Raw genomic sequence first — 21249 nt, 5'->3', positions numbered from 1 at the left:
CCATTACAAAGAGAACGGAATCGTCAGCTTGGCCCACAGCATCTCGCCCTCGGGGCGGTTCTCCACGTCGAACTCCTTGGTCCAGCGGATCTCCGCGCTGGCGTACTTGAGGAAGGTCAGGTACAGCGCCGGGCCGATGGCGAACACTTGGCCGCGCACGCCGTCGTCCACGTCCTCGCCGAGAAACTGCACGGTGCGCCCGTACTGTTTGTCGTCGCTGGTCTGCTTCAGGTAGTAGCCGTTGAGCCCCAGGCTCAGGTTGTCGGTCACCTTATAGCTGGCGGAATAGTCGAAATGGAAAATCTGCCCGGACTTGTAGTCGGTGGCGTGGTTTTCCTCGTTGAAGCTGTAGGTGGTCTTCAGCGACAGCTCGGTGCGCGGGGTCGGCAGCCAGGTCACCGAAACCAGCGGCTTGTAGGTGTAGAAGTTGTTGCTGGTGTTGGCCAGGCGCGTCGCGTCGTACTTGCCGGTGGGAATGGTGATTTCCACGGCGGCGCCCAGGGTCAGGTTCTTGCCCAGGTCCCACAGGATGATCGGCGCGATGGTGGTGTCGCCCATGCTTTCGCGCTGGTCCTTGAGGCCGAAGACCCCCACCTGCTGGCGCAGATAGGGCTGCGCCACGTAGCCGCCGAGGCGCCCGCCGAATACCCGCAGCGGGCTCAGGTAGTCGAGGCGGGGAATGATCGCGTCGGAGACGATCCGCACGTCCGGTACCTTGCCGCCCAGGGAGCTGATATTCAGCTTCCGCGCTTCGTAGTGGTTGTAATACAGGTTGAAGGCGAACATGTGGTCCGGCAGGCCGTTGACGTCCAGCGGCAGGATGAAAAAACCGTCGGTGCCGGGGCCGATATTGTCGACCCCGGATTCGCTGGCCGGGGCCAGGGTGGGCAGGGCGGCGAGGCAGGCCAGGCTGGCGGCGAGGCGCCGGGGGAGAGGGGTGCGGGTCGAATTCATGTTCGGGCTCTTATTATTGTCAGTGGGCGCGCAGTGGGCCGGTTTCCGGCCGCCCCATAGGAATAAGCCTTCGACGCCCGGGGAGGCAGGGTATTGGCGGCCACTGAGGGGGACTTTCGCGGCCAGCCTGCAATGACTTGTTACATCCTTGCGTGAACGCGAGCGGAAAACGCTATGCTGAGCGGGCGCTCGCCTCGCCCTGGCGGTGATGGGAGCGGGGCGCATAACCAGAATAAGCATTGCAGCCGAACCGGCTCGGGACCCGATGCCCATGCAGACGAAAGCCGTCGATCCACAGTACCAACTGGCCCTGGTGTCGCCCTTTTTGTTGCAGACCCTGGCCGAAGTCGCCGGCAGCCACGGCGTCGACCCGCACGCCCTGTGCCGCGGCCTGGGCTTTACCCTCGACGACCTGCAGGACCCTGCGCAACGCATCTCCTACCGCCAGGCCGTGGCGATGATCCAGCGCGCGCTCAAGGCCTTGCCCCGACAGGGCCTGGGCCTGTGGGTCGGGCATCAGAACGTGCTCGGCACCCTGGGCCTGCTGGGGCATGTGCTGTCGCTGTGCAAGACCCTGCGCGATGCCTTCGACATCGGCATCCGCCACCAGCACACCTCGGGCGGCATTGTCAGCTGCACGGTACGGCAGCAGGGCGACGAGTTTTTCGTCGAGGCCGAATGCCGGCTGCCCTACAGCGAGGTGCAGATCTTTGCCGTCGAAGAGTTCTTCGCCAGCCTGCCGGTCTATGGCCGCGCCCTGGTCGGCGCCGATTTCAAGGCGCTGCGGGTCGAGTTCATGCACGCCGCCCCGGCCTATCAGGACGAGTACCAGCGCCTGCTGGGGCCCGACGTGCACTTCGGCTGCCTGCACAACCGCATGGTCATCGCCGGCGAATGGCTTGATACGCGCCTGCCCAACCACCACGCCGTGGCCCTGCGCCAGGCGCTCAAGCTGCTGGAACTGGAAAGCGCCCAGGTGCACCGCAAGCTGGACCTGATCCAGGCGGTGGAGCGGGCCATCTCCCGCGACCTGACCCAGGGCAGCCATATCGACCAGGTCGCCAGCGACCTGAACATGAGCGGGCGCACCCTGCGCCGGCGCCTGAGCGAGCACGACCTGACCTTCGACGCATTGCTGGAGCAGGTGCGCCGGGCGCGCACCCTGAGCCTGCTGGCCAACCCGCAGCTGTCCATCGAGCGCATCACCGAGGCGGTGGGCTACAGCGACGTGCGCAGTTTTCGCCGGGCGTTCAAGCGCTGGACCGGCCTCAGCCCCAGTGCCTATCGGGAGGAGGGCGGTCAGGCGTAGGGCAGGGGCGTGGCCATTCACCGCATCACTTCATGGGTGTCTAAACCCCCACAAATTGTGGTGCTCCGGGTAAACTCCGGGCTTTCTTCAAGGAGTCGCTATGAGTTACTACCAGCCGGGCATTCTTGCCACCCCCGTTCCGAGCCAGGCTCGTCACCTGTTTTTCGCCCTCGAATCCATCGAGGCGCTGCCGGCGGCGATCGATCGTCTGCTGACGCTGGTGGACGGGAAAACGGCGGTGGCAGGGTTTGGCGCGTCGCTGGTCAAGGCGCTGGGCGCCCGCGTACAGGGGCTCAAGGCCTTCCCGGCGCTGACCGGCGTCGGCGTCGACAACCCTTCGACCCAGCATGCGCTGTGGGTCTGGCTGCATGGCGAAGACCGCGGCGAGCTGCTGCACCGCGGCAACGCCCTGGCGGCCGCCCTGGCCCCGGCGCTGCGCCTGGTGCAGATGAACGAAGCCTTCCGCCACAAGACCGGCCACGACCTGACCGGTTACGAGGACGGCACCGAAAACCCCCACGATGAAGAGGCAGTTTCCGCGGCCCTGGCCGACGGCAGCGACGGCCTGCGCGGTGGCAGCTTCGCCGCGATCCAGCAATGGCAGCACGACTTCAAGGGCTTTGCCGCGATGCATCAGGAGGAGCGCGACAACATCATCGGCCGCCGCCTGAGCGACAACGAAGAGCTGGACGACGCGCCGGCCTCGGCCCACGTCAAGCGCACCGCCCAGGAGAGCTTCACCCCCGAGGCCTTTATGGTGCGCCGTTCGATGCCGTGGATCGAAGGCGACAAGGGCGGCCTGATGTTCCTCGCCTTCGGCCACAGCCTCCAGGCCTTCGAAGTCCAGCTGCGACGCATGAGCGGCCTGGAAGACGGCATCGTCGACGGCCTGTATCGCATGAGCCGGCCGATCACCGGCGGCTACTACTGGTGCCCGCCGCTGCTGGACGGCCGCCTCGACCTGCGCGCCCTGCAAGCGGTCTGACCGGCCCATGGGCACCGCAGGAGAAGGCATGCCGCCTGTGCGCTGGGGCATGATCGGTTGTGGCAGCGTCACCGAGCGCAAGAGCGGCCCGGCCTTCTACAAGGCACCGGGCTCGGCCCTGGTGGCGGTGATGGGCCGGCGCCTGGAAGCGGTGCGGGACTATGCGGCGCGCCACGGCATCGCGCGTTTCTACACCGATGCCCAGGCGCTGATCGACGACCCCGAGGTGGACGCGGTGTACATCGCCACGCCGCCCGACAGTCACCACGCCTACAGCTTGCGGGTGGCCGCCGCCGGCAAGCACTGCTGCGTGGAAAAACCGATGGCGTTGAACGCCGCGCAAAGCCTGGAGATGCAGCAGGTTTTCCAGCGGGCCGGCTTGCACCTGTTCGTGTCCTATTACCGCCGTTCCCTGCCGCGCTTCCAGCAGGTGCGGCAATGGCTGCGGGACGGGCGCATCGGTGAAGTGCGCCACCTGAGCTGGACCCTGACCAAGGCGCCGTCCGAGGCCGATCGCAATGGCGGCCGCAATTGGCGTACCGACCCCCGGATCGCCGGCGGCGGCTATTTCGCCGACCTGGCGAGCCACGGCCTGGACCTGTTCCAGTATCTGCTGGGGGACATCACCGAGGTTGCCGGTTTCACCGCGCGGCAGGCCGGGCTGTACAGCGCCGAGGACGCGGTGAGCGCCAGCTGGCGCTTCGCCTGCGGCGCCCTGGGCACGGGGGCCTGGAACTTCGTCGCGGACCGTCGGCTGGACCGGGTGGAGATCATCGGCAGCCAGGGGCGTATCGCTTTCTCGGTGTTCGACGAGCATCCGCTGCACTTGGACGCCGATGAACAGCTGAGCCTGTTCATCGACAACCCCGAGCACATCCAGTGGCATCACGTGCTGGGCATGAACGCCCATATCCGTGGCCAAGTGCAGCATCCTGCCCTGGCCGCCGAGGCGGTGAAAACCGACCGGGTCATGGACCTGATCCTCAAGCGCGGTTAGACCCTACGGAACGTGCGCGATCTTCTTCTGTAGGAGCGCAGCTTGCTCGCGATGAACGATAACGCGGTGTATCAGATACCCCGCGTCGCGGCCTTCGCGAGCAAGTCGGATCGCCGCCCGTTCGCTCCTACAGAAGCCAAGCGCTATCCAGCGGCGCTAGTGCGCCGCGGTCATGTTCGGCCGGCACGAATGGAAGATGTCCAGCTGCGGCTGGTACAGGCTGGTCTTGACCTCGAACAGCCCGAGCACCGAGTGGAACAGGTTGTCGTGGCTCAGGTCCGGCTCGCCGCTCTTGCCTTGCAGGCAGTCGCGCTGGATGCCCAGGTCATTCAGGGCCTGCTGGCCGAACCACATCAGCATCGGCACATGGGTCTGCGCCTGCGGCGCCAGGGCGTAGGGCGCGGCGTGCAGGTACAGGCCGTTTTCGCCGAGGGACTCGCCATGGTCGGAGACGTACAGCATCGAGGTGTCGAAGCGTTGCTGGTTGTGCTTGAGCAGCTCGATGACCCGGGCCAGGAAGTGGTCGGTGTAGAGGAGGGTGTTGTCGTAGACGTTCACCAGTTCCTCGCTGCTGCAACTGCCCAGCTGGTTGGTGTGGCAGATCGGGGTGAAGCGCTCCAGGCTCTTCGGGTAGCGCTCGTAGTACTCCGGACCGTGGCTGCCGTCGGCGTGCAGGACGATGATCGCGTTGTCGCCGAGGCGGTCGATGTACTGCTGCAGGTCCACCAGCAGGGCTTCGTCCAGGCAGTTCTTGCCGTCGCAGAAGGGGCTCGGCTGGGTCTTGGGAATGTCGCGGTTCGGCACCCGCAGGCAGGTGCCCTTGCAGTCGCTGTTGTTGTCCAGCCACAGCACCTGCACGCCGGCCCGTTGCAGCACATCCAGCAGGCCTTCGTAGGTCTTGCCCTTCTTGTCGCTGTAGTCCTCGCGGGGAAACATCGAGAACATGCACGGCACCGAGACCGCGGTCGAGGTGCCGCAGGAGTGCACCTGGGTGAAGTTGAGGATGTCCAGCCTGGCCAGCTCCGGGTTGGTGTCGCGAGCATAGCCGTTGAGGGAGAAATGGTCGGCGCGGGCGGTCTCGCCGACCACCAGGATCATCAGCGACTTCTTCTCCCGGGTGCTGGCCTGGGCGCTCATCGCCGCGTCCTGGCCGATCGGCTGGATCACCAGGTGTTGCTTGATCCCCAGGCTCTGCTTGGCGTATTTGCCGAGGGCGTAAATGTAGTTGGTCGGGTTGATGAAGTGGGTCAGCTTGTCTTCTTCGCGAAAGATCGGCGCGTAGGTGGAATAGAAGGCGCCGACCGAGACCGCGATCACCAGCACACAGCCGGCGATCACCAGCAGCTTGTTCAGCAGGCCGCGAAAGAACGGCCGGTAGCGCACCGGGGTGCGCCAGATCAGCACCACCGGCAGCAGGCCCAGCACCAGCAGGTAGCCCAGCAGCTTGAAATTGAACAGCGCGGCGGCTTCGTCCGGGTTGGTCTCGAACACGTTCTGCACCATCACCGTGTCGATGGTGATGCCGTACTGGTTCATGAAATATGCGGCGGCGGCCGAGGTCAGGGCCACCAGGGTCAGCGCTGGCTTGAGGGTCCAGCGGAAGGACACCAGGGTCAGCAGCAGGGTGATGGCGGCCCACAGGAACAGCCCGAAGGAAGCGAAGAACACCAGCTTGTGCAGGCCTTGCAGACTGATCAGGTTGCCCAGCGCGTGCCAGGTGGCGAAGTTGTAGAGCAGCACCAGCGCCAGGGAAAACAGCAGCACCAGGCGGGTCGATGTGATTGACGCGAATCGCAGTCCTTTGCCCAAGACCATTTCAGTTCGTTCCTCTACCTGCGATGAAGGCACCAGCAGTTGCACTGCCGACTATAGAGAGGGATTGGTAAAAAAAATGTCGAAAGGGCGCTGTTTTTCGTATCGGCTCACGCCGACCAGCGCCCGCGGGATTCAGAAGGTCTTCCTGGCACTGGCGACCCAGGTCGCGCCACACAGGTCGCTGAACCCGTAATTGCCGGTGCACTGGCTTTTCGACAGGTCGGTATCGATATAGCTCAGACCCAGCACCACGCCCGCCACTTCACGGGTCAATCTGGCTTCCCATTCGTGGTAGGCATCCTCGCCCTGGCCCGAGGCCGAGATCAGCCGCGGGTCCTTGAAGTCCATCTCGCCGTAACGCAGCTTCAAGCCCAGGCCCAGGGGCAGCTCGGTTTCGTAGCCGAGGTAGCGGTACAGGGTGCTCTGCTGGCTGTCGATGCCCGGCGCATCGTTGGAGTAATAGGCCGCCAGGCTGAACCCGTAGACGCTGAAAATCCCGTAGACCTCGCTCTGGTTGAATTGCCCTTCCCTGGGGTAGCTGTACTTGAGGTAGCCCAGGTCGAGGCTGACCGCGTCGCTGGCCTGCCACAGCCAGCCGGCGTAGTAGTCGACTTCCTGGCGGGTCTTCAGGCCGCCGCCGAAATCGACGTTGGAGGTCCAGGCACCGAGGTACAGGCCGCTGCTGTGCAGCAGGGTCGCGGCGGCCTGCGCGGCGGGGTCGTTCTGGGTCTGGGAAATGCCGCGGGTGCGGTAGTCGCTGGCCAGGGTCAGTTCCAGTTCCACGGCAACGTCATCGGTCAGGGGCAGGGCCTGGCTGCCCGGGGGCAACAGGCTCAAGGCACCGATGGCGAACAGGCTGAGGGTCTTCATGTGGGCGTCCCGTATTGTTGTGATTGTTATGGGCAGGTTTCGGGCAAGGCTGCGCCGGCCCCATGTGCGCAAGGACATGGGGGCGGGCAGTGGATCAGCTGGTTTTCAGACGGATCGGGTTAGAGAGGCCGGGCGTAGACTTCGCGGCCGGCGAACCAGGTCTGCAGCACCTGGGTTTCGTGCAGGGCCTTTTCGTCGACCTTGAACACGTCGCGGTCCAGCACGATGAAATCGGCCTGTTTGCCGGCGCTCAGCGAGCCGATCCGTTGCTCCAGGCCGATGGCGCGGGCGGCATTGAGGGTGTAGGCGTAGAACATGGTTTCGCGGTCCAGGCGCTCGTCGGCGTTGAGCACCCCCAGCGGCCCCTTGCGGGTGATGGCCTGGGCGATGGCGTTCCACGGGTTGGGCGAGGACACCGGCCAGTCGCTAGCCCCGGCGAGGGTCGCGCCCTGCTTGAGCAGGGAATGCGCCGGGTACTGGTAACGGAAGGCCAGGGCGCTGACGTAGGGCTTGATCATGTCCAGGGTGTAGTCGTCGGCCGAGGCCCACAGCAGTTGCATCGAGGCGATGACCCCCAGCGGCTTGAAGCGGGCGAACTCTTTCGGGTTGACCATCTGCAGGTGGGTGATGGAGTGGGCGATGCCGCTCTGGCGGTCCTTGCGCGCCTGGGCGATGCCGTTGAGGGATTCGCGCACCGCGCGGTCGCCGATCGCATGGATGTGCACCCGCCAGCCGCGCTGGTCGATGGCGCTGACCAGTTCGCCGAAATGCTCGGGATCGATCAGCAGTTCGCCCTGTTTGTGCGAGTTGCTGTAGGGATCGATCATCGCCGCGCTCTGGGCCGGGTACTCGATCACCCCGTCGGCGAAGATCTTGACCCCGGGCAGGGTCAGGTTGGCAATGCCCTGGAATTGCTGGCGCACCTGCTCCAGTGCGTCGAGGTCGGCAGGAAGGCTTTTCGGGTTGGCCACCAGCAGCGCGGCGACGTGGGCACTCATGCCACCGCTCTCGGCCAGGGCCTTGTAGGCCGGCAGCACACCGACGGTCTGGGCGGTGGGCTTGAGGGCGAATACCGCCTCGCCGGGAGCCGCGTTGGCTGCCGGGTCCATCCAGGCGGTGATGCCCAGGCTGTTGTTGTAGCGCACCGCCGATTGCGCCGCGTTGAGCAGGGCGGCGCTGCTGGGCACCGGCATTTTCGCCGCGACCCGGTCCCAGCCGGCGTCCACCAGGAAGCCGTTGGGGCGGCCGTCGGCGAGCTTGCCGATGGTGTCGCGCTCGGCCTGCGGCAGGTTCTTGAGCAGGGCGGCGTCGATGCCGGCGCGCTCGAGCATCGCATTGTTGGCCCAGGCGGTATGGTGATCGCTGCCGGTGAACACCACCGGAACCCTGGCCCATTCGCCGGCGTTGAAGCGCTGGCCCAGGGCTTCGGCCTGGGCCCAGTAGGCCGAGCTCATGCCGGCGATGCTGAGCACATCGCCATGCCTGGCCTTGCCGTCGTCGCGCCAGGCACGCAGCTTTTTCTCCAGCTCGTCGAGGCCGACCACCTCGTCCTGCATGTTGGCCGAGGTCATTTCCAGGCCGCCGAAGATCGCGTGGGAATGGCTGTCGATCAGGCCGGGCATCAGGGTCTTGCCGCCCAGGTCGATGACCCGGGTGCCGGTTTCGATCAGGGCCTTGATCTGCGCGTCGCTGCCCACCTGCAGCACCTTGCCGTCGGCCACCGCCAGGGCCTGGGCCTTGGGTTGGGCGCGGTCGGCGGTGAACACCTGGCCGTTGAACAGCACCAGATCGGTGGCGGCCATGGCTTCCATTGAGGCAAAACTCACTGCAATCGTCAGCAGATTCGGGATGAATCTTTTCATTGAGTATTTCCTTGTTATTGCGTCTGATGGCCAGCTTATTGGCTTGCCAGAGCCGACAGAACGCCTCGCTGACGAAAAACGTTTTTGCCTGAATGGAAAAAGCATGGACAAGTTGAGTGCACTGAAAATGTTCGTGGTCACCGCGCAGCTGGGCAGTTTCAGCCGCGCCGCCGAGCAGTTGGGCAAGACCCCCTCGGCCCTGACCAAGGCGGTCAATCACCTGGAGGTCGAGCTGGGCGCGCGCTTGTTCGAGCGCAGCACCCGACGGATCCTGCTGACGGAAGTGGGGCGGCTCTATCTGGACACCGCGCGCCAGGTCCTGCAGCGGCTGGAGGAGGCCGGCGAGGAAATCGAGCAGTTGCAGCATGGCCTGCGCGGCAACCTGAAGATCACCGCGCCGCTGGCCTATGGACAGGCCTTTCTCGACCAGGTGTGTGGCGGTTTCCTCGAGCAGTACCCGCAGATCGACCTACAGGTGGACCTGTGCGACGAGTTCGTCAACCTGCTGGAAAGCGGCTACGACCTGGCCCTGCGCGAAGGCCATGACGACCTGCCGGGGCTGATCGCCCGGGTGGTCGGCAGCAATTGCCTGGCCCTGTGCGCCAGCCCGGCGTACCTGGCGCGCAAGGGTGTGGCGGTGACGCCGCAGACCCTGGATGAACACGAATGGCTGCTCTATCGCCATCCCTTGCTCAGCCGCGAGTTCTGGTGGGTCGAACGGGACGGGCAGCGCCTGAGCCTGCTGCAACCTCGGGCGCCACGCTTGCGCAGCGACAATTACGACCTGCTGCTGGCCAATGCCCTGGCCGGGCGCGGGCTGCTGCACACCCCGTTGTGGAGCGCCGCGCCTTACCTGGCCGACGGCCGCCTGGTGCGGGTGATGGCCGACTACGCCATCGACCCCGACTGCTTCGGGCCGCACATCCTCGCGGTCTACCCCAGCCACCGGCGGGCCACGGCCAAGGTGCTGGCGTTCATCGATTACATCAGCGCGTTCCTGGCGAGCCGTGGCCTGGGCTGACTGGCGGTTCTTGTCAGGAAAACCCGGGTGGAGTACAAATGTACTCCATGACCACTTTATCTCCCCGCCGCAGTGCCATCCTGACCTTTATCCGCGAGCGCATCGCCGAACATGGCCAGCCCCCGAGCCTCGCTGAAATCAGCGAGGCCTTCGGCTTCGCCTCGCGCAGCGTGGCGCGCAAGCATGTCGTGGCCTTGACCGAAGCCGGCTTCATCGAGGTCAACCCCAACCAGGCCCGGGGCATCCGCCTGCTCAACCAGCCGCCGCGCCCCGAACTGCTCGACATTCCGGTGCTCGGCCGGGTCGCCGCCGGCCTGCCGATCGGCGCCGATGCCGAGGTGCACAGCCGCTTGCTGCTCGACCCGGCGCTGTTTTCCCGTACCCCCGATTACCTGCTGCGGGTCCAGGGCGACTCGATGATCGAGGACGGCATCCTCGACGGCGACCTGGTGGCGGTACGCCGCGACAGCGAGGTGCGCAACGGCCAGATCGTGGTGGCGCGGCTGGACGGCGAGGTCACCATCAAGCGTTTCGAACGCCTGGCCGATGGCGTGCGCCTGCTGCCGCGCAACCCGGCCTATGCGCCGATCCTGATCGGCGAGGACCGCGACCTGGCCATCGAAGGGGTGTTCTGTGGCCTGGTGAGGCAAGGCTGATGGGCGCTGTCGTGGCACTGGAGACGCTGTTCAATGCCGGCCGGGTGTGGAAGGGCCGCCCGACGGCGCCCGCGGCCAGCCCGCAACCCACCGGCCACGCCATGCTGGATGCGGCCTTGCCCGGCGGCGGCTGGCCGGAAGCGGCGCTGACGGAAATCCTCATCGCCGCCCAGGGGGTCGGCGAGCTGCAACTGCTGTGGCCGACCCTGGCCCGGCTCTCGGCCGCCGGCGAACGCATCGTGCTGGTGGCGCCGCCCCATGTGCCGTATCCCCAGGCCTGGCAGAGCGCCGGGGTCGACCTGCGCCAGTTGGCGGTGATCCAGGCCGGCGAGCGGGATGCCCTGTGGGCCGCCGAGCAATGCCTGCGTTCGGGCAGTTGCGGGGCCGTGCTGTGCTGGCCGCAACAGGCCGACGACCGCGCCTTGCGGCGTTTGCAGGTGGCGGCCGAGACCGGCCAGACCCTGGCCTTTGCCTACCGCTCCCTCAAGGACGCCATCAACCCTTCGCCGGCGGCCCTGCGCCTTGTCGTGGAGGCGCGGCCGGCGCAGCTGCGGGTGCTCAAGTGCCGTGGCGGCCTGGCCCATTCGGCGCCGATCGCCTTCGCCCCGGGGCCCTGAGGTTGCCATGCGCTGGGTCTGTATTCTGTTCCCGCAATTGGCGCTGGACGCGGCGCTGCGCCAGCGCCCCGAACCGGAGGCCGCGCTGGCGCTGCTCAGCGGGACGCCGCAGCGCCGGGTGATCCAGGCGGTGAATGCCGCGGGCCGCGAGCTGGGGTTGCGCCCCGGGCAGTCGTTGACCGCCGCCCAGGCCCTGAGCAAGGACTTCGCCAGCGCCGAATACGACACCGAGGAAATCGCCCGCTGGCAGCAGTTTCTCGCGGCCTGGGCCTACCGCTTCAGCTCCCAGGTCAGCGTGCATTACCCGCGCACCCTGGTGTTCGAGATCGAGTCGAGCCTGGGCCTGTTCGGCCCCTGGCCACAGCTGGAGGCGCGCCTGCGCCAGGAGCTGGACGAGCTGGGTTTTCGCCACCGCATCGTCAGCGCGCCGAATCCGGCGGCGGCCCGGGTGCTGGCCAATGCCTACGACGGGCTGGCGGTGACCGACCTGGAGCAATTGCGCCAGGCCCTGGGGCGCATGCCCGTGGAGCGTCTCGGCCTGCCGCCGGGCACGGCCACAGCCTTGTCGCGCATGGGCCTGCGCACCTTCGCCCAGGTGCGTGGGCTGCCGCGGGACACCCTGGCCCGGCGTTTCGACGCGGGCCTGCTCAAGCACCTGGATACTTTGTTGGGCGAGCGCTCCCTGGCGCTGGCGTTCTATCAGCCGCCGGACCGTTTCGATCTGCGCATCGAATTGAATTTCGACGTGCTGTCTCATCAGGCCCTGCTGTTTCCCCTGCGCCGCCTGACCTGCGATCTGGCGGCGTTTCTCTGTGGCCGTGACAGCGGGGTGCAGCGCTTCGAGCTGCACCTGGAGCATGTCGAGCTGCCCGACACCCTGGTCAAGGTCGGCCTGCTCAGCGCCGAGCGCGAGCCGGGGATGCTGTTCGAACTGGCGCGCGGGCGCCTGGAGCAAATCCAGGTGCCGGCGCCGGTGCGTGGCGTGCGCCTGGTGGCCGAGGATTTGCCGCGCTTCGTGCCGCAGCACCGCGAGCTGTTCGACGAGCGCCTGCAGCAATCCCTGCCCTGGGAGCAACTGCGCGAGCGCCTGCGCGCCCGCCTGGGGGACGAGGCGGTGCATGGCTTGCGCTTCCACTCGGACCACCGCCCCGAATGCAGCTGGCAGCCGGTCGGCGACAGCCAGGCCTGCCCGCTGCTGCCCGGGCCCCGGCGCCCGGGCTGGCTGCTGCGCGAGCCGCTGGTGCTGGCGGAGGGGGCGGCGCGCATCCTCATGGGGCCGGAGCGCATCGAGTCCGGCTGGTGGGACGGCGGCGACGTGCGCCGCGACTATTACCTGATCGAAACCCGCGGCGGCCAGCAGGGCTGGGCATATCGCCCGGTGGGCGAGGCGGGGCCCTTGCTGTTGCAGGGCTGGTTCGCATGAAGGGCTACGCCGAACTGCACTGCCTGTCGAACTTCAGTTTCCAGCGCGGTGCCTCCAGTGCCCGCGAGCTGTTCGAGCGGGCGGCGGCCCAGGGCTACCAGGCCCTGGCGATTACCGACGAATGCAGCCTGGCCGGCATCGTCCGGGCCTGGCAGGCCTCCAGGGACAGCAACCTGGCGCTGATCGTCGGCAGCGAAATGCGCCTCGACGACGGCCCGAGGCTGGTGTTGCTGGTGGAGAGCCTGGAGGGTTACCAGGGCCTGTGTCGGCTGATCACCCGTGGCCGGCGCCGGGCGCAGAAGGGCCAGTACCAGCTGCTGCGCGAAGACTTCGAACAACCCTTGCCGGGGCTGCTGGTCCTGTGGCTGGCGGACGGTCAACCAGAGGGTGAGCAGCAAGAAGCGGGGCGCTGGTTGCAGCAGGTGTTCGCCGACCGGCTATGGCTGGCCGTGGAGCTGCACTGTGGCCAGGACGATCAGCGGCGCCTGGGCGAGTCGCTGGCGCTGGCCCGCGGGCTGGGCATTGCCGCCGTGGCCTGCGGCGATGTGCATATGCATGTGCGTGGGCGGCGGGCCTTGCAGGACACCATGACCGCGATCCGCCATCACGTGCGGGTGGCCGAGGCCGGCCAGCGCCTGCACCCCAATGGCGAACGGCATTTGCGCAGCCTCGAGGCCTTGCGCGGGCTGTATCCGCCGGCCTTGCTGGAGGAGTCGCTGAGGATTGCCGAGCGCTGCCATTTCGACCTCGGGCAGTTGCACTACCAGTACCCCCGGGAACTGGTGCCCCAAGGGCAGACGCCGGCCAGCTGGCTGCGCGAGCTGACCGAGCGCGGCATCGTCAAGCGCTGGCCCGGGGGCGCCAAGCCCAAGGTGCTCAAGCAGATCGACGATGAGCTGGAACTGATCACCGAGCTGGGGTACGAGAGCTATTTCCTCACGGTGCACGACATCGTCAACTTTGCCCGCGGCCAGTCGATCCTCTGCCAGGGCCGGGGCTCGGCGGCCAACTCGGTGGTGTGTTTCGCCCTGGGCATCACCGAGATCGACCCGGACCGTTCGACCCTGCTGTTCGAGCGTTTTCTCTCCCGCGAGCGCAACGAGCCGCCGGATATCGACGTGGACTTCGAGCACGATCGCCGCGAGGAAGTCCTGCAGTACGTGTTCCAGCGTTACGGCCGCCACCGCGCCGCGCTGACCGCGGTGGTCAGCACCTACCACGGCGCCGGCGCGGTGCGCGATGTGGCCAAGGCCCTGGGCCTGCCGCCGGACCAGGTCAACGCCCTGGCCGATTGCTGCGGCCACTGGAGCGACACGCCGCCGGCCGTCGAGCGCCTGCGGGAGGCCGGTTTCGACCCGGACAGCCCGGTGCTGCGCCGGGTCCTGAGCCTGACCGGGCAACTGATCGGCTTTCCCCGGCACCTGTCCCAGCACCCCGGTGGCTTCGTGATTTCCGAGCAGCCGCTGGACACCCTGGTGCCGGTGGAAAACGCGGCCATGGCCGAGCGCACCATCATCCAGTGGGACAAGGACGACCTGGACGCGGTCGGGCTGCTCAAGGTGGACGTGCTGGCGCTGGGCATGCTCAGCGCGATTCGCCGCTGTTTCGATCTGGTGCGTGGTTATCGTGGCCAGCAGTGGACCCTGGCGACTATTCCGCCGGATGACCCGGCCACCTACGAGATGATCGGCCGCGCCGACACCATCGGCGTGTTCCAGATCGAGTCGCGGGCGCAGATGTCGATGCTGCCCCGGCTCAAGCCGAAGGATTTCTACGACCTGGTGATCGAGGTGGCCATCGTCCGGCCGGGACCGATCCAGGGCGGCATGGTCCATCCGTACCTGCGCCGGCGTGACAAAAAGGAGGAGGTGACCTATCCCTCCAGGGCACTGGAGGTGGTACTGGAGCGGACCCTGGGCGTGCCGCTGTTCCAGGAGCAGGTGATGCAGATCGCCATCGTCGCCGCCGACTACACCCCCGGCGAGGCCGACCAGTTGCGCCGTTCCATGGCCGCCTGGAAACGCCACGGCGGCCTGGAACCCCATCGCCTGCGCCTGCGCGACGGCATGCGCGCCAATGGCTACAGCGACGAGTTCGCCGCGCAGATCTTCGAGCAGATCAAAGGCTTCGGCAGCTACGGTTTCCCCGAGTCCCACGCCGCCAGTTTCGCCTTGCTGACCTATGCCAGCTGCTGGCTCAAATGCCACGAGCCGGCGGCCTTCGCCTGCGCCCTGATCAACAGCTGGCCCATGGGTTTCTACAGCCCCGACCAGATTCTCCAGGACGCGCGCCGGCATCAGTTGGCGATTCGTCCGGTGGACGTGCGCGCCAGCACCTGGGATTGCAGCCTGGAGCCGCTGGCCGGCGCGCAGCCGGCGTTGCGCCTGGGGCTGCGGATGATCAAGGGCTTTCGCGAAGACGACGCGCGGCGGATCGAGGCGGCGCGTGGGCATGGCCCGTTTGTCGACATCGCCGACCTCGGGCAACGGGCGCGCCTGGACAGCCGCGCCCAGGAGCTGCTGGCCGATGCCGGCGCCCTGCGCGGGCTGGTCGGGCACCGGTATCGGGCGCGCTGGGAAGTGGCGGGGGTGCAGCAACAGCTCGGCCTGTTCGCCGGCCTGCCGCGCCAGGAGGAAGCGCCGGTGGTCTTGCCGCGGCCGACGGTCGGCGAAGACCTGCAGGCCGATTACCTGAGCGTCGGCACTACCCTGGGGCCGCATCCGCTGGCCTTGTTGCGGGGCGAGCTCAAGGCCCGGCGCTGCCGCAGTTCCCGCGAGCTGCTGGAGGTCGAGCACGGGCGCCCGGTGAGCATCGCCGGGCTGGTCACCGGGCGCCAGCGACCGGGCACCGCCAGCGGCGTGACCTTCGTCACCCTGGAAGACGAGTTCGGCAACGTCAACGTGGTGGTCTGGCGTGACCTGGCCGAGCGCCAGCGCAAGGTCCTGGTGGGCGCGCAGTTGCTCAAGGTCGATGGCACCCTGGAAACCGAAGGCGAGGTCCGCCACCTGATCGCCGGGCGCCTGAGCGACCTCAGCGACCTGCTGAGCGGTATCACCGTGCGCAGCCGGGATTTCCGCTGATGTAGCCACTGCCGCAGGCTGCGACAAGGCTGAAGGCCTTCAGCGATCTTGAGACTTTTACGGCCGTTGCGGCCGATCGCCGCCTGTGGCAGCGGCTACAGGCCGGGGTTGTTTGCCCGGCATCATGGCGATTTGTCCGACAAGCGCGAAAATGCGGTGAAACCATCCGCGTGGCCTGTGCTCCAAATCTTGAGTACCTGTCCGTGGCGTTCGGGGCGCGGCCGGGAATGCCGTCATTCAATCGTGTTCACTGGGTCAAGCGATGCCGTTCTTATCCGATCCTCATGGTTGCCAGGGCTGGAGAGGCGAGATGGCCGGGCGCATCCAGGCGTTCGACTGGTCCGTCACCGAGCTGGGCGCGCTGGAGCAGTGGTCGTCGAGCCTGTGCAGCGCCGTGCAACTGTTGCTGGCCTCGCCGGTGCCGCTGGTCATGCTCTGGGGCCGCTCGGGCTACATGGTCTACAACGATGCCTACGCCGAATTCGCCGGCGGCCGGCATCCGTACCTGCTCGGCCGCCAGGTGGAGCTGGGCTGGCCGGAAGTGGCGGATTTCAACCGCCATGTGCTGGACACCTGCCTGGCGGGCGGGACCCTGTCGTACCGCAACAAGGAGCTGGTCCTGCTGCGCAACGGCCAGCCGGAACATGTCTGGATGGACCTCTACTACAGCCCGGTGGCCGGCGACGACCAGGCCCCGGCCGGGGTCATGGCGATCGTGGTCGAGACCACCGCCCACGTGCTGTCCGAGCAGCGCCGCCAGGAAGTCGAGAACGCCTACCGCGCGGAAAACGAACGGGTGCAGCTGGCGCTCAATGCCGGGGCGCTGCTGGGTTCCTTTGTCTGGGACATCAAGGCCGATCGGCTGTCGGGCGACGAGCGTTTTGCCCGGACCTTTTCCTACCCGCTGGAGCAGCCGCTGGACGACCTGTCGATGGCGGTCGCCGACGGCCGGGTGCACCCCGAGGATCTGCCGCGGATCAAGGAACAGGCAGCCTACAGCGTGAAAAAGGGCGTGCCCTACAACACCGAATACCGGATCCGCCGGGAGGACGGCAGTTACCTGTGGGTCATGGGCTGTGGCCGTTGCGAGTTCGACGACACAGGACAGGCCTTGCGCTTTCCCGGCGTGCTGATCGATATCCACGAACGCAAGATGGCCGAAGAGTCGCTGCTGCAACTGACGCGCAACCTCGAGCAGCGGGTGGCCGAGGAGGTCAACGCGCGGGTCTCGGCCGAGGAGCAACTGCGCCAGGTGCAGAAGCTCGAAGCCATTGGCGGCATGACCGGTGGCGTGGCCCACGACTTCAACAACCTGCTGCAAGTGATCGCCGGCAACCTGCACCTGCTGGCGCGCCATGAGCCGGACAATGCCAATGTGCAGCGCCGGGTCGGCGCGGCCATTACCGCGGTCGAGCGCGGCGCCAAGCTGTCCGCGCAATTGCTCGCGTTCGCCCGGCGCCAGCCGCTGTCGCCCGAGGTCTACAACCCCCGCCGGATCCCCGACAGCCTGAGTGAGCTGCTGCAACGGGCCCTCGGCGAAACCATCGACATCGATGTGCAACTGCCGGCGAAGCCCTGGTGCATCAAGGTCGATCGCAGCCAGCTGGAAAATGCCTTGCTCAACCTGGCGATCAACGCCCGCGACGCCATGAAGGGCGAGGGCACCATCGGCATCCGCGGCGAAAATGTGGTGCTCGACCGCGGTTTCTGCGCCGGCAAGGGCATCAGTCCCGGTGACTACCTGTGCCTGTCGGTGGCCGATACCGGCGATGGCATGCCCCCCGAGGTGCTCAAGCAGGCGTTCGAGCCGTTCTTCACCACCAAGCGCGACGGCCAGGGCACCGGGCTGGGACTGAGTATGGTGTTCGGTTTCGTCAAGCAGAGCGGCGGCCATATCGAGATGCTCAGCACGCCGGGGCAGGGCACCACGGTGCGCATGTATTTCGTGCGCAGCACCGAACCGGAACCGGGAGAGGCGCCCCGGCGCGGGCAGCGGCCTGGCCACGGCCAGGAAACCATCCTGGTGGTGGAGGACAACGAGGACGTCCGCGCGGCGGCGGTCGAGCTGCTGGAGAGCGCCGGCTACAAGGTGCTGGTGGCGGCCAATGGCGATGCGGCCATGCAACTGCTGCTGAGCGGCGCCCGGGTCGAGCTGATCTTCACCGATGTGGTAATGCCCGGCCTGATCAAAAGCACTGACCTTGCGCTCTGGGCCAAGACCCAGTCGCCGGCCGTGGCGGTGCTGTTCACCTCGGGGCATACCCGCGACATCATTTCCTGCAATCACCAGCTCAGCCCGGACACCCACCTGTTGAGCAAGCCCTACAGCCCGGATGCCCTGACCGCCATGGTCAGGTCGGTGCTGGAGGCGTGAGGCCATAAGCGGGGAAAAGTCCGCCAAACGTTCGACATCCGCGGTTGCTCAAAACCCCGGGCCCATGCACCCTGCACCTCGGTCGGGTGGCTGCCGGTCGCCGGTGCTGGCGCCGTGGGGCTTTCTGACTTGACCTCTGTTCCGACACCTCCGATACAAGGCTGTCCCATGACTTCAGCGCGCAACACGCCTTCGCCCCAGGTTTTGTCTTCCTTGCCCGCGAACAGCTCGGGTTTTGTCAGGGTGCGCGGCGCCCGCGAACACAACCTGCGCAACGTCGACGTGGATATTCCCCGCGATGCGCTGGTGGTGTTCACCGGGGTCTCCGGCTCCGGCAAATCGTCCCTGGCGTTCTCGACCCTGTATGCCGAGGCCCAGCGCCGCTACTTCGAATCGGTGGCGCCCTACGCTCGGCGCCTGATCGATCAGGTCGGGGTGCCGGATGTCGACGCCATCGAAGGCCTGCCGCCGGCGGTGGCTCTGCAACAGCAGCGCGGCACGCCGAGCACCCGCTCTTCGGTGGGCAGCGTCACCACCTTGTCCAGCCTGATCCGCATGCTCTATTCCCGGGCCGGCAGCTACCCGCCGGGACAGCCGATGCTCTACGCCGAAGACTTCTCCCCCAACACCCCGCAAGGGGCCTGCCCCAACTGTCACGGCCTGGGCCGGGTCTACGAGGTCAGCGAGGCGTCCATGGTCCCGGACCCTTCGCTGACCATCCGCCAGCGCGCGGTGGCGTCCTGGCCGCTGGCCTGGCAGGGGCAGAACCAGCGCGACATCCTCGTGACCCTGGGCTACGACGTCGATATTCCCTGGCGCGACCTGCCGCAAGAACAGCGCGACTGGATCCTGTTTACCGAAGAAACCCCGACCGTGCCGGTGTACGCCGGGCTGACCCCGGAGCAGACCCGCGAGGCCCTCAAGCGCAAGCAGGAGCCGAGCTACATGGGCACCTTCAGCGGGGCCCGGCGCTATGTGCTGCACACCTTCACCCATTCGCAAAGCGCGCTGATGAAAAAGCGCGTGTCGCAGTTCATGCTCGGCAGCCCGTGCCCGCTGTGCGAGGGCAAGCGCCTGAAGCGCGAGGCGCTGTCGGTGACCTTCGCCGGCCTCGACATCGGCGAGCTGTCGCAGATGCCCCTGCTGCAACTGGCCGAGGTGCTCAAGCCGGTGGCCGCCCAGGCTTACCTGGAACAGGCCGAGGAGGCCGGCGAGGTCTGGAGCCACGAACAGACCCAGGCCGCGCGCCAACAACGGATCGCCCAGGGTGCGCCGGGGCATGTCGGAGGGCCGGATGTGCGGCACACGCCGAACCTGTCCCTGGAAAAACGCCTGGCCGTGCAACGCATCGCCCAGGATCTGCTGGAGCGGGTCAGCACCCTGACTGGCCTGGGCCTGGGTTACCTGGCCCTGGAACGCAGCACGCCGACCCTGTCGTCCGGCGAGTTGCAGCGTCTGCGCCTGGCGACCCAGCTGGGTTCGCAGCTGTTCGGGGTGATCTATGTGCTCGACGAGCCTTCGGCCGGCCTGCACCCGGCGGACGCCGAGGCGTTGTTCGAGGCCCTGCAGCAGCTCAAGGCTTCGGGCAATTCGCTGTTCGTGGTCGAGCACGACCTGCAGACCATGCGCCGTGCCGACTGGCTGATCGACGTCGGCCCGGCGGCGGGCGAGCAGGGCGGCCAGGTGCTGTACAGCGGTCCGCCGGCGGGGCTGGCCCAGGTCGCGCAGTCGCAGACCCGCGCCTACCTGTTCGCCGAACAGGCGCCGGCCCGTCGTACCGCGCGCCAGGCCCAGGGCTGGCTGCGCCTGGAGGGCATCAGCCGCAACAACCTGAAGGACCTGAGCGCGCAATTCCCCCTCGGCTGTTTTACCGCGGTGACCGGGGTCTCCGGTTCCGGCAAGTCGAGCCTGGTCAGCCAGGCCTTGCTGGAACTGGTGGGCGCGCACCTCGGGCGGCCGCAGAGCAACGAAGAGCCGGAGGAGCTGAACCTGGAAGACGACGCCCCGCAGGCCAGCAGCGGCGAAGTCACCGCCGGGCTGGAGCGGATCAAGCGCCTGGTGCAAGTGGACCAGAAACCCATCGGCCGTACCCCGCGCTCGAACCTGGCGACCTACACCGGGCTGTTCGACCACGTGCGCAAGCTGTTCGCCGCCACCCCCGAGGCGCGAGCGCTGGGCTACGACGCCGGGCAGTTCTCCTTCAACGTCGCCAAGGGCCGCTGCCCGGCCTGCGAAGGCGAGGGTTTTGTCAGCGTCGAGCTGCTGTTCATGCCCAGCGTCTATGCGCCGTGCCCGACCTGCCACGGCGCGCGCTACAACCCGCAGACCCTGGCTATCCAGTGGCAGGGCCTGGACATCGCCCAGGTCCTGCAACTGACGGTGCAGGAGGCGGTCGAGGTGTTCGCCGGACAGGCGAGCATCCGCCGTTCCCTGGAAGTCTTGCGCGATATCGGCCTGGGTTACCTGCGCCTCGGCCAGCCGGCCACCGAACTGTCCGGCGGCGAAGCGCAGCGGATCAAGCTGGCCACCGAGCTGCAGCGCAACCCCCGCGGCGCCACCCTGTATGTGCTGGACGAGCCGACCACTGGCCTGCATCCGCGGGATGTCGATCGCCTGCTGGAACAACTGGACAACCTGGTGCAGGCCGGCCATAGCGTGGTGGTGGTCGAGCATGAAATGCGCGTGGTGGCCCAGGCCGACTGGGTGATCGATATCGGCCCGGGCGCCGGCGACCAGGGCGGCAAAGTGGTGGTCAGCGGGACGCCACAACAGGTGGCCAGGCACCGCAAGAGCCGCACCGCGCCGTTTCTGGCCCAGGCGCTGGGGTGAATCGCGGCACCCTCCGCGGGGCTTCGCTCGTGGCGGGTTGTGAGGCGGGCGGTGGGGCGCGGGAAATGTCGCTGCAGGCGACGAACGGTTAGCGCTGTGGTCTGATTGACGGTCGACAGACTGCGGTGGTGGAGGTCATTCTGGTAACTGGCGAGTGCCTGTAAGTGCGCTTGCTACCGATCAACAAACGGAGGTGTTTCATGCCGGTGCCCCACGACCTGTATCAGGACCTGAGCTACAGCAAAGAAGACATTCAACAGCGCCGGGCCAGTGACCCGCACTTGAATGCCTTGTTCGACAAATACTCCAGCATTGATGATCAGGTGCTCAAAGCGGAGGCCGCGGCGGCCGCTGACGAGGAGCTGAAACGACTCAAGGAAAAGCGGCTGCTGATCAAGGATGAAATCTCCGAGAAGCTGACTGCCCGCTTCTGACCCCGACCCTGTCCTGAGCGAGA

The 21249-nt window shown here is 67.1% G+C and carries 15 protein-coding genes; 11 read left to right on the top strand and 4 right to left on the bottom strand.

Annotation, left to right across the window (positions count from 1 at the left end):
- Window positions 1-3: 3 nt before the first annotated feature.
- Window positions 4-954 (bottom strand): transporter, encoded by a 951-nt coding sequence (locus tag CXQ81_RS20860; protein ID WP_101338432.1) that lies wholly within the window; start codon window positions 952-954, stop codon window positions 4-6.
- A gap of 271 nt (window positions 955-1225) precedes the next feature.
- Between CXQ81_RS20860 and CXQ81_RS20855 the strand changes: the two genes are divergently transcribed.
- From CXQ81_RS20855 to CXQ81_RS20845, 3 genes are all read left to right on the top strand, one after another.
- Window positions 1226-2263, top strand: coding sequence for an AraC family transcriptional regulator (locus CXQ81_RS20855; RefSeq protein ID WP_101338431.1), 1038 nt, complete (start codon window positions 1226-1228; stop codon window positions 2261-2263).
- Window positions 2264-2363: 100 nt separating this feature from the next.
- Window positions 2364-3248: a Dyp-type peroxidase gene (locus CXQ81_RS20850; RefSeq protein WP_101338430.1), complete on the top strand. Its 885-nt coding sequence runs from the start codon at window positions 2364-2366 to the stop codon at window positions 3246-3248.
- 28 nt (window positions 3249-3276) lie between these two features.
- Window positions 3277-4245 carry a Gfo/Idh/MocA family protein gene (locus CXQ81_RS20845; RefSeq protein WP_101338429.1) on the top strand — a complete coding sequence of 323 codons (969 nt, stop codon included), beginning with the start codon at window positions 3277-3279 and terminating at the stop codon, window positions 4243-4245.
- A gap of 156 nt (window positions 4246-4401) precedes the next feature.
- Here the strand turns inward: CXQ81_RS20845 and CXQ81_RS20840 are convergent, their stop codons facing one another.
- From CXQ81_RS20840 to CXQ81_RS20830, 3 genes are all read right to left on the bottom strand, one after another.
- A complete protein-coding gene (locus CXQ81_RS20840) occupies window positions 4402-6060 on the bottom strand; it encodes a phosphoethanolamine transferase (protein ID WP_371860841.1) in 1659 nt (552 codons plus the stop codon).
- 132 nt (window positions 6061-6192) lie between these two features.
- On the bottom strand, window positions 6193-6930 hold the full coding sequence (locus CXQ81_RS20835; RefSeq protein ID WP_101338428.1) for a TorF family putative porin: 738 nt from the start codon (window positions 6928-6930) through the stop codon (window positions 6193-6195).
- A gap of 119 nt (window positions 6931-7049) precedes the next feature.
- Window positions 7050-8792: an amidohydrolase gene (locus CXQ81_RS20830; RefSeq protein WP_101338427.1), complete on the bottom strand. Its 1743-nt coding sequence runs from the start codon at window positions 8790-8792 to the stop codon at window positions 7050-7052.
- A 103-nt stretch (window positions 8793-8895) separates the two neighbouring features.
- On the opposite strand from CXQ81_RS20830, the gene CXQ81_RS20825 reads away from it, so the two are divergent.
- The 8 genes from CXQ81_RS20825 to CXQ81_RS20790 all read left to right on the top strand — a co-directional run bounded on the left by CXQ81_RS20825 (window position 8896) and on the right by CXQ81_RS20790 (window position 21226).
- The gene (locus CXQ81_RS20825; protein WP_007929350.1) at window positions 8896-9813 is read left to right on the top strand and encodes a LysR family transcriptional regulator; all 918 of its coding nucleotides are present in this window, start codon (window positions 8896-8898) and stop codon (window positions 9811-9813) included.
- Between the two features lie 38 nt (window positions 9814-9851).
- Window positions 9852-10469 carry a transcriptional repressor LexA gene (gene lexA / locus CXQ81_RS20820; RefSeq protein ID WP_007929352.1) on the top strand — a complete coding sequence of 206 codons (618 nt, stop codon included), beginning with the start codon at window positions 9852-9854 and terminating at the stop codon, window positions 10467-10469.
- The gene (gene imuA / locus CXQ81_RS20815) at window positions 10469-11086 is read left to right on the top strand and encodes a translesion DNA synthesis-associated protein ImuA (RefSeq protein ID WP_101338426.1); all 618 of its coding nucleotides are present in this window, start codon (window positions 10469-10471) and stop codon (window positions 11084-11086) included. Before lexA ends, imuA begins: the two co-directional genes overlap by 1 nt.
- 7 nt (window positions 11087-11093) lie before the next feature.
- Window positions 11094-12509, top strand: a complete 1416-nt coding sequence (locus CXQ81_RS20810; RefSeq protein WP_101338425.1) for a DNA polymerase Y family protein — start codon at window positions 11094-11096, stop codon at window positions 12507-12509.
- Entirely contained in the window at window positions 12506-15589 is a 3084-nt protein-coding gene (locus CXQ81_RS20805) for an error-prone DNA polymerase (protein WP_101338424.1), read from the top strand. Before CXQ81_RS20810 ends, CXQ81_RS20805 begins: the two co-directional genes overlap by 4 nt.
- Window positions 15590-15851: 262 nt before the next feature.
- On the top strand, window positions 15852-17963 hold the full coding sequence (locus CXQ81_RS20800; RefSeq protein WP_101338423.1) for a PAS domain-containing sensor histidine kinase: 2112 nt from the start codon (window positions 15852-15854) through the stop codon (window positions 17961-17963).
- Window positions 17964-18131: 168 nt separating this feature from the next.
- Complete coding sequence (locus CXQ81_RS20795; RefSeq protein ID WP_101338422.1) at window positions 18132-20792, top strand: excinuclease ABC subunit UvrA; 2661 nt, start codon at window positions 18132-18134, stop codon at window positions 20790-20792.
- Between the two features lie 200 nt (window positions 20793-20992).
- Window positions 20993-21226, top strand: a complete 234-nt coding sequence (locus CXQ81_RS20790) for a DUF465 domain-containing protein (protein ID WP_007932361.1) — start codon at window positions 20993-20995, stop codon at window positions 21224-21226.
- Window positions 21227-21249: the final 23 nt, after the last annotated feature.

The organism is Pseudomonas sp. 09C 129 (assembly GCF_002843625.1).
Taxonomy (GTDB): Bacteria; Pseudomonadota; Gammaproteobacteria; order Pseudomonadales; family Pseudomonadaceae; genus Aquipseudomonas; species Aquipseudomonas chlororaphis.
The sequence above is the reverse complement of the archived record's forward strand: the minus strand, read 5'-3'. Positions and strand labels throughout refer to the sequence as shown.